This window comes from Streptomyces anandii JCM 4720 (assembly GCF_014650655.1).
Taxonomy (GTDB): domain Bacteria; phylum Actinomycetota; class Actinomycetes; order Streptomycetales; family Streptomycetaceae; genus Streptomyces; species Streptomyces anandii.
In genome coordinates this window covers 50,726-58,670 of the sequence record NZ_BMVJ01000019.1, presented here as the reverse complement: position 1 = coordinate 58,670, position 7,945 = coordinate 50,726, and the positions used below count along the sequence as shown (strand labels likewise).

The following is a 7,945-nucleotide window of genomic DNA, read 5'->3' as shown; positions in this document are numbered from 1 at the left end:
CTGGCGGGCGCGGCGGTTGACCTGGCGGGCCAGCTCGCCCTTGGACCAGCCGCTGCGCACGAACCACGACGCGAGCAGTTCGTTCGGGCGCTTGTCCGCGCCGCCCGCGCTCGTCGCGCTCGTCCCGCCACCGCCGTTGCCGCTCACTGGAACGCCCCCATTCCTGAGACCACTTGTCGCTGAGTGCGCCAAGCCCTATCAGAATGCCGGTCAATACGGCCTTCCGTCCGCCGCTTCTCACCCGTCGAACGGAGGGTCGACTTGCCTCCGGCATACCCACGAGCGCATGTGCCCCCAGGACTCGCACACTCACAGTAATCCTACGATCACCCGTCCAGCCATGGCGATCCCTGAAACGCCACCATTCGCCACCCCATCGAATGAACTCTCGGTGGCGTTGGCGCGATTCACTTGACATAGGACAACCGCGAGCGGGCGGAGCGGTGTGCGCAAGGGCGCGTGCCGTCGAGCGCACCACCCGGGGTGCTTCCGGGCGCCGCCTGGACCTGGCGGAGCCGGGGAGGGAGTGGGAACGGAGAGTCACGAGTCGGATTCGCCTCGTAACCATCGAGGCGGCGGACCCGTTGGAGGGGGCATGGGCTTCACGATCGGCGGCATGCGCGAGCTCCGCTCCGGCACGCGGCGGCGCGGCCGGTCGTACCGCGCGTCGGAGTGCACGGCGGTGGCCGAGTACACCGGGCTGTGGGGCTGGGACGTGCTGCGGGGCGCGCGGGCCGTCGGCGGCGCCTGCTCCTGCGGCCGCGCCGGCTGTCCCTCGCCGGGCGCCCATCCCCTGGACTTCGCGCCCGGCATCCCGGCCGGCGCCACGCTCGACGAGGTGACCCGGGCGTGGGCCGAGCTGCCGGGGGCCGCGGTGATGCTGGCCGTGGGGCGCGCCTTCGACGTCATCGAGGTCGCCGAGGCGGCCGGGCGGCGCGCGCTGGCCCGGCTGGAGCGCATGGGCCTGCCCCTCGGCCCCGTGACCGTCACCCCGGAGGGCCGCGCCCACTTCTTCGTCGCCCCCGGCGCGGCCGGGACGCTGCCCGCCCTGCTCTACCGCATGGGCTGGGACGACCCCGGCTCCCTGGACCTGCGCGGCCTCGGCCCCGGCACCGCGATCACGGCCCCGCCCTCCGACCGCGCGGGCCTCGGCCCGGTCCGCTGGCTCCGCCCCCCGGCCCTGGAACCCTCCCGCCCCCCGGAGGCCCGCCTCCTCCTGGGCACCCTGGCCTACGTGACGCACCGCTCACGGGCGTAATCACGGGCCGGGCCCGGGCACGACGCCTCGCGCACCCGGCCGCGAACACGCCCTTGACGACGCCGGCGCCCCGCCCCCACTGGATCAGGGGCGGGGCGCCGGCGTCGGCTGTCGGGTGGGGGTCAGTCGCCGATGAGGGCGTCGACGAAGGCTCCTGGCTCGAAGGGAGCCAGGTCGTCCGCGCCCTCGCCGAGGCCGACCAGCTTGACCGGGACGCCCAGCTCGCGCTGGACCGCGACGACGATGCCGCCCTTGGCGGTGCCGTCCAGCTTGGTGAGCACGATGCCGCTGATGTCGACGACCTCGGCGAACACACGGGCCTGGACCAGGCCGTTCTGCCCGGTGGTGGCGTCGAGCACGAGCAGCACCTCGTCCAGCGGGGCGTGCTTCTCGACGACGCGCTTGACCTTGCCGAGCTCGTCCATGAGGCCGGTCTTGGTGTGCAGCCGGCCGGCGGTGTCGATGAGCACCACGTCGGCGCCCATCTCCTTGCCCTCCTTCACCGCGTCGAAGGCGACGGAGGCGGGGTCGCCGCCCTCGGGCCCGCGCACGGTGTAGGCGCCGACCCGCTCGCCCCAGGTCTGCAGCTGGTCGGCGGCGGCGGCGCGGAAGGTGTCGGCGGCGCCGAGGACGACGCTGCGGCCGTCGGCCACCAGGACCCGGGCGAGCTTGCCCGTGGTGGTGGTCTTGCCGGTGCCGTTGACGCCGACGACCATGACGATGCCCGGCTTGCTGGTCTCCGGCTCGGTCCTGACCTTTCGGTCGAGGTCGGGGCCGACCAGCGTCAGGAGCTCCTCGCGCAGCAGGCCGCGCAGCTCCTCGGGGGTGCGGGTGCCGAGCACGCGGACGCGCTCGCGCAGCCGCTCGACCAGCTCCTGGGTGGGCTGCACGCCGACGTCGGCGGTCAGCAGGGTGTCCTCGATCTCCTCCCAGGTGTCCTCGTCGAGGTGCTCGCGGGAGAGCAGGGTGAGCAGGCCCTTGCCCAGCGCGTTCTGCGAACGCGACAGGCGGGCGCGCAGCCGGATCAGGCGGCCCTCGGTGGGCTCGGGCACCTCGATCGCGGGCGCCGGGAGCTCCTCGACGCCGGGCGGCTCCTCCACCACGACGGGGGATGAGCCGTCGGGCAGGTCCACCTCCTCGATCGTCCGCCGCGGCTCCTCCCGCGGCGTCTCGGCCTCGTCGCCGACGTGCGGCTCGGCCGGGGGGGCGGTGATGTCGGGTGCGGAGGGCGGCGGCGGGGGCAGCGGCTTCCTCCGCCGGCTGCCGACGACGAGCCCGCCGAGCGCGCCGAGCACGACCACGGCGATGACTACAGCAAGGATGATGGTTTCCATAACGCGTCCAGTATCGGCCATGGGTTCCGGCCCGGACCCGCTTGCGTCGCGCGGCAGGAGACAAACGCCACATTCGGGCGTTAGTGGGATCAAAGTACGATAGTCGGAGTTCCCGCCACTTCCCCCACGAACGAGGCACGGACCTTCTTCATGCGCAAGACCGCCGAGACCGAAGGCGCCCTGGAGACCCGCGGCATCGAGCAGGTGCCCGACCACGAGCGCACCGCCCGGACCCGCGAGCTCTTCCCCACCTGGGTCGGCGCCAACATCAGCGTGCTGCTGCTGACGATGGGCGCGAGCCTCGTCGTGGCGTACCACCTCGATCTGTGGCAGGCCCTGATCGTCGCGATCGCGGCGCCCGTCGTGTCGTACGGCCTGGTCGGGCTGATCGGGATCGCCGGCAAGCGCGGCGGCGCCCCGGGCATGGCGCTGTCCCGCGCGGTCTTCGGGCAGCGCGGCAATCTGCTGCCCGGCTCGCTGATCTGGGTCGCCCGCTGGGGCTGGGAGACGATCAACGCGGTGACCGGCGCCTACGCGGTGCTCACCATCCTGAAGGTGGTGTTCGGCGTGCGGGCGAACGGCGTGCTGGACATGGTGATGCTGCTGGCCTTCGTCGCGGCGACCTTCGCGATCTCCGGGCTCGGCATCAACGCCGTGCAGAAGTGCAACAAGTACGCGACCTTCCTCTTCGGCGCCTTCTCGGTGCTGGTGCTGGGGTACCTGGTCCTGGACACCGACTGGTCGAAGGTGTTCGACCGTCCCGCCGGCACCACGGCCGCGGTGATCACCGGCATCGGCATGATCGCGGCGGGCGGTGTCAGCTGGATCCCGTCGGCGCCCGACTTCACCCGCTACCTGCCGCGCACGGCCTCCTCGAAGGCGATCGTCGGCACGTCCGTCGGCGGCGCCGGCATCGTGGTGCTGCCCATGGTGCTGATGGGCGCGGTGATGGCCGTCGGCACGCCCGACCTGGCCTCCGCCTCGGACCCGGTGTCCTTCCTCGGTGAGATCCTGCCGACCTGGATCGCGGTGCCGTATCTGCTGATCGCGCTGATCGGCATGCTGCTGATCAACGCGATGTCGATGTACTCGGCCGGCTTCACCGCGCAGACACTGGGCTTCAGGGTGCCGCGCCACTGGGCGGTGTCGGTCAACGCCGTGATCTCGCTGGCCTTCGGCGGTGTGCTGATGCTGGCGGCGACCAGCTTCATGGGCTCGTTCATCGCCTTCCTGTCGCTGCTGGCCGTCGCCTTCTCCGCCTGGGTGGGCGTCTTCGGCGCGGACATGCTGCGGCGCCGGGAGTACGACGGCGCGGCCATGGCCGACACCACGCGCACCAGCGCCTACTGGTACCGGGGCGGCTTCTCCCCCGCCGCGGTGGCCGCCTGGGCGATCGGCCTCGGCTCGGGCCTGATGTTCACCACCTCGGACTGGTTCACCGGCCCGCTGGCCCGGGGCAACGTCATCGGCGAGTACGGGCTCGGCTGGGTCGCCACCGTGGTGATCTCCGGACTGCTGTACGCGCTGCTGCCCAAGCCGCCGGTGGTGAAGCCGACCCCAGCCCGGGAGCCGGCCGACGCGCTGCCCGGGCAGCGGAACGCCACACCCGAGAGCCTGGCCGTCTGACGCATCGTCAGCTAACGTCCCCCTGCACACCCGCCCGGTGAAGGGGGACGCAGCCATGCCCGTCACGGTCGTCCGTTTCAACCTCGTCGAACCCGGCGCCACCCCGGACTCGCTGGGCGCCCGCTACCGGGCGGCCCTGGAGATGGCCCGGTACGCCGACGACCGCGGGATCACCACCGTGCAGACCGAGGAGCACCACGGTGTGGCCGACGGCTGGCTGCCGTCGCCGTTCGCCTTCGCGGGAGCCGTCCTCGGCGGCACGCGGCATCTCGCGGTCACGGTGTCGGCGGCGATCGGCCCGCTGTACGACCCGCTGCGGCTGGCCGAGGACATCGCCGTACTGGACCTGCTCGGCGGCGGCCGCCTGGTGACCGTGGCCGGGATCGGCTACCGGCCCGAGGAGTACGCCCACTTCGGCGTGGAGTGGAAGCGGCGGGGCGCCCTCCAGGACGAGTTCCTGGAAACCCTGCTGCAGGCGTGGACGGGCGAGCCCTTCACCTTCCGGGGCCGTACGGTACGGGTCACCCCGCGCCCGTACTCCGAGCCGCACCCGCTGCTGCTGGTCGGCGGCTCCTCCCGGGCGGCCGCCCGCAGGGCCGCGCGGCTGGGCCTGCCGTTCTTCCCGAGCGCCCACCTGCCGGAACTCGAGGCGTACTACAAGGAGCGGCTGTCGGAGTACGGCACCGAGGGCTGGACCGTGATGCCCGCCGCCGAGACCCCGCTGCTGCACATCGCGGAGGACCCCGACCGCGCCTGGGCCGTGTACGGCGAGCATCTGCTGCACGAGGCGCGGACCTACGCCTCCTGGCAGTCCGGGGACATCCGCTCGGCGGTGCGGTCGGCGGCGACGGGCGTTGCCGCGCTGCGCGAGGAGGGCGTGTACCGCGTCGTCACTCCGGACCAGTGCCTGGCGCAGAACCTGGACCACCTGGTGCTGCACCCGCTGGCCGGCGGGATGCCCCTGGAGGAGGGCTGGCGCAGCCTGCACCTGTTCTGCGAACGCGTACTGCCCCGGCTCACCGCGTGAGCCGGGGCAGTACGCGCCTTGCGGGGTTCGAGGAGAGAGACAGCGGGGACTTGGGCCCTCTCCTCGGCTCCGGGGGGCTTCCCGCGGGTCAGCCCATCTCCTCCAGCGTCTTGCCCTTGGTCTCCCGGACGAACTTGAGGACGAACGGGATGGAGAGCGCGGCGAAGAACGTGTAGATCATGTACGTGACGGACAGGTTCCAGTCGGCCAGCGACGGGAAGCTCGCGGTGATCGCCCAGTTGGCGATCCACTGCGCGGCCGCGGCCACGCCCAGGGCGGCGGCGCGGATCTTGTTCGGGAACATCTCGCCGAGCAGGACCCACACGACCACGCCCCAGGACAGGGCGAAGAAGAGCACGAAGAGGTGGGCGGCGATCAGGGCGACCCAGCCCTGCGTGGCGGGCAGCTTGCCGCCGACCAGGTCGTAGGAGAAGGCCCAGGCCTCGAGGGCGAGGCCGACGGCCATGCCGACCGAGCCGATCAGCGCGAGCGGCTTGCGGCCGACGCGGTCGACGAAGATCATCGCGATCACGGTGCCGACGATGTTGATGATCGACGTGGTGAACGAGTAGAAGAACGAGGCCGTCGGGTCGACGCCGACCGACTGCCACAGCGTCGCCGAGTAGTAGAAGGCGACGTTGATGCCGACGAACTGCTGGAAGACCGACAGGCCGATGCCGATCCAGACGATCCGCTTGAAGAGGAAGCTGCCGCCGAGCAGGTCGCGGAAGCTGGACTTCTGCTCGCGCTTCATGGCGTGCTCGATCTCGGCGACACGGGCGTCGAGGTCGGCGTCCTTGCTCTCGACCTCGGCGAGGACCTGGCGGGCGCGGTCGCGGCGGCCGACGGAGAGCAGGAAGCGGGGGGACTCGGGGATGGCGAAGGAGAGCAGACCGTAGAGGACGGCCGGGATCACCATGACGCCCAGCATGACCTGCCAGGCCTCCAGGCCCATCAGCTTTCCGCGCTGGTTGCCGCCGGCGGCGTTCAGCAGACCCCAGTTGACCAGCTGCGAGATGGCGATGCCGACGACGATCGCGGCCTGCTGGAAGGAGCCGAGCCGGCCGCGGTAGGCGGGCGGGGCGACCTCGGCGATGTAGGCGGGGCCGATGACCGAGGCCATGCCGATGGCGAAGCCGCCGATGATGCGCCAGAAGGCGAGGTCCCACAGCGCGAAGGGCAGCGCCGAGCCGACGGCGCTGATGGTGAACAGCACGGCGGCGATCTGCATGCACCGGATGCGGCCGATGCGGTCGGCTATGCGGCCGGCGGTCGCGGCGCCGATGGCGCAGCCGATCAGGGCGATGGCGATGACCTGGGCCAGCGCGGCCGGGCCGACGTCGTAACGGCTGCGGATGGCCTCGACGGCGCCGTTGATCACGGAGCTGTCGTAGCCGAAGAGGAAGCCGCCCATGGCGGCCGCCGCGGCGATGAAGATGACGTGCCCGAGATGATCGGGGTGAGTGGCGGCTGACGGCCTGGGGGCCTGCGCTGTGCTGGTCACGTGTTCTCCTCGGGCACACCGGCAGCGTTGCCGGGGTGGGGGTCAGCCCTTCCAGGCGGTGAGACCTGAAGGTAAAAGCAACGTTGCAGAGACTATGTCTTCAACTATCGAAGTCAATAGGTTCTCTGCTGTGATTTTTGACCTCAACCGTGGAGGGATTGTGTTCAAGTGTTGTAGTCAATCAGTGCACACAGTTCGACTACCCCGAAGGCGCGCGAACACGCGGGGAGTTGAGCGGCGCGGTGCCGGGTGCGGACCTAGCGCAGCCGCTGGCTGATGACCTTGGACACTCCGTCGCCCTGCATGGAGACGCCGTACAGCGCGTCGGCGACCTCCATGGTGCGCTTCTGGTGCGTGATCACGATCAGCTGCGAGGACTCCTGGAGCTCCTGCATGATCCGGATCAGCCGCTGGAGGTTGGTGTCGTCGAGGGCGGCCTCGACCTCGTCCATGACGTAGAACGGGCTCGGCCGGGCCTTGAAGATCGACACGAGCAGCGCGACGGCCGTCAGCGACCGCTCGCCGCCGGAGAGCAGGGACAGCCGCTTGACCTTCTTGCCCGGCGGACGCGCCTCGACGTCCACGCCCGTGGTGAGCATGTTGTCCGGGTCGGTCAGCACCAGACGTCCCTCGCCGCCCGGGAAGAGCCGGCCGAAGACGCCCTCGAACTCGCGCGCGGTGTCCCGGTAGGCCTCGGTGAAGACCTGCTCGACGCGCTCGTCGACCTCCTTGACGACCTGGAGCAGGTCGGCGCGGGTCTTCTTGAGGTCCTCCAGCTGCTCGCTGAGGAACTTGTGCCGCTCCTCCAGCGCCGCGAACTCCTCCAGGGCCAGCGGGTTGACCTTGCCGAGCTGCTGGTAGGCGCGTTCGGCGGCCTTGAGCCGCTTCTCCTGCTCGGCGCGCACGAAGGGGCGGGGCCGATTGCGCGGGTGCTCCGGGTCCTCGGGCAGCTGCTCGCCCTCGGCGGGCGGCGACGGCGGGACCGGCTGGTGCGGCCCGTACTCGGAGACCAGGCCCGCGGGCTCGACGCCGAGCTCCTCCAGCGCCCTGGTCTCCAGCTGCTCGATGCGCAGCCGCTTCTCGGCGCCGAGCACCTCGCCCCTGTGCACCGAGTCGGTCAGCTTGTCGAGCTCGGCCTTGAGGTCGCGGCCGGCGGCACGGGCCGCGGTCAGCTCCTGCTCCCGCCGCGCCTTGGC

Annotated in this window: 7 protein-coding genes; 3 read left to right on the top strand and 4 right to left on the bottom strand. The window is 71.5% G+C overall.

What is annotated here, in order from left to right:
* The coding region (locus IE249_RS40305; RefSeq protein WP_444544815.1) for a hypothetical protein at positions 1-147 on the bottom strand (147 nt) is incomplete at its 3' end.
* 448 nt (positions 148-595) lie between these two features.
* On the opposite strand from IE249_RS40305, the gene IE249_RS27755 reads away from it, so the two are divergent.
* Positions 596-1,258: a bifunctional DNA primase/polymerase gene (locus IE249_RS27755; protein WP_189709041.1), complete on the top strand. Its 663-nt coding sequence runs from the start codon at positions 596-598 to the stop codon at positions 1,256-1,258.
* A 122-nt stretch (positions 1,259-1,380) separates the two neighbouring features.
* Here IE249_RS27755 and ftsY read toward each other — a convergent pair whose 3' ends face one another.
* Entirely contained in the window at positions 1,381-2,592 is a 1,212-nt protein-coding gene (ftsY, locus tag IE249_RS27750; RefSeq protein ID WP_189709039.1) for a signal recognition particle-docking protein FtsY, read from the bottom strand.
* 150 nt (positions 2,593-2,742) lie between these two features.
* Here ftsY and IE249_RS27745 point away from each other — a divergent pair, with 150 nt between their 5' ends.
* Both IE249_RS27745 and IE249_RS27740 read left to right on the top strand, forming a co-directional pair.
* Positions 2,743-4,218 carry a cytosine permease gene (locus IE249_RS27745; protein WP_189709037.1) on the top strand — a complete coding sequence of 492 codons (1,476 nt, stop codon included), beginning with the start codon at positions 2,743-2,745 and terminating at the stop codon, positions 4,216-4,218.
* Between the two features lie 55 nt (positions 4,219-4,273).
* A complete protein-coding gene (locus IE249_RS27740) occupies positions 4,274-5,245 on the top strand; it encodes an LLM class flavin-dependent oxidoreductase (protein ID WP_189709035.1) in 972 nt (323 codons plus the stop codon).
* An 88-nt stretch (positions 5,246-5,333) separates the two neighbouring features.
* Here IE249_RS27740 and IE249_RS27735 read toward each other — a convergent pair whose 3' ends face one another.
* The gene (locus tag IE249_RS27735) at positions 5,334-6,749 is read right to left on the bottom strand and encodes a sugar porter family MFS transporter (protein WP_189709033.1); all 1,416 of its coding nucleotides are present in this window, start codon (positions 6,747-6,749) and stop codon (positions 5,334-5,336) included.
* Positions 6,750-7,006: 257 nt separating this feature from the next.
* On the bottom strand, positions 7,007-7,945 hold a 939-nt coding region (locus IE249_RS38675), incomplete at its 5' end, for an AAA family ATPase (RefSeq protein ID WP_229859385.1).

What these genes read in the sequence shown, in the direction of transcription:
- IE249_RS27740 (WP_189709035.1), top strand. Translation starts at nt 4,274, where the DNA reads ATGCCCGTCACGGTCGTCCGTTTCAACCTCGTCGAACCCGGCGCCACC.
- IE249_RS27745 (WP_189709037.1), top strand. Translation starts at nt 2,743, where the DNA reads ATGCGCAAGACCGCCGAGACCGAAGGCGCCCTGGAGACCCGCGGCATC.
- IE249_RS27755 (WP_189709041.1), top strand. Translation starts at nt 596, where the DNA reads ATGGGCTTCACGATCGGCGGCATGCGCGAGCTCCGCTCCGGCACGCGG.
- ftsY (WP_189709039.1), bottom strand. Translation starts at nt 2,592, where the DNA reads ATGGAAACCATCATCCTTGCTGTAGTCATCGCCGTGGTCGTGCTCGGC.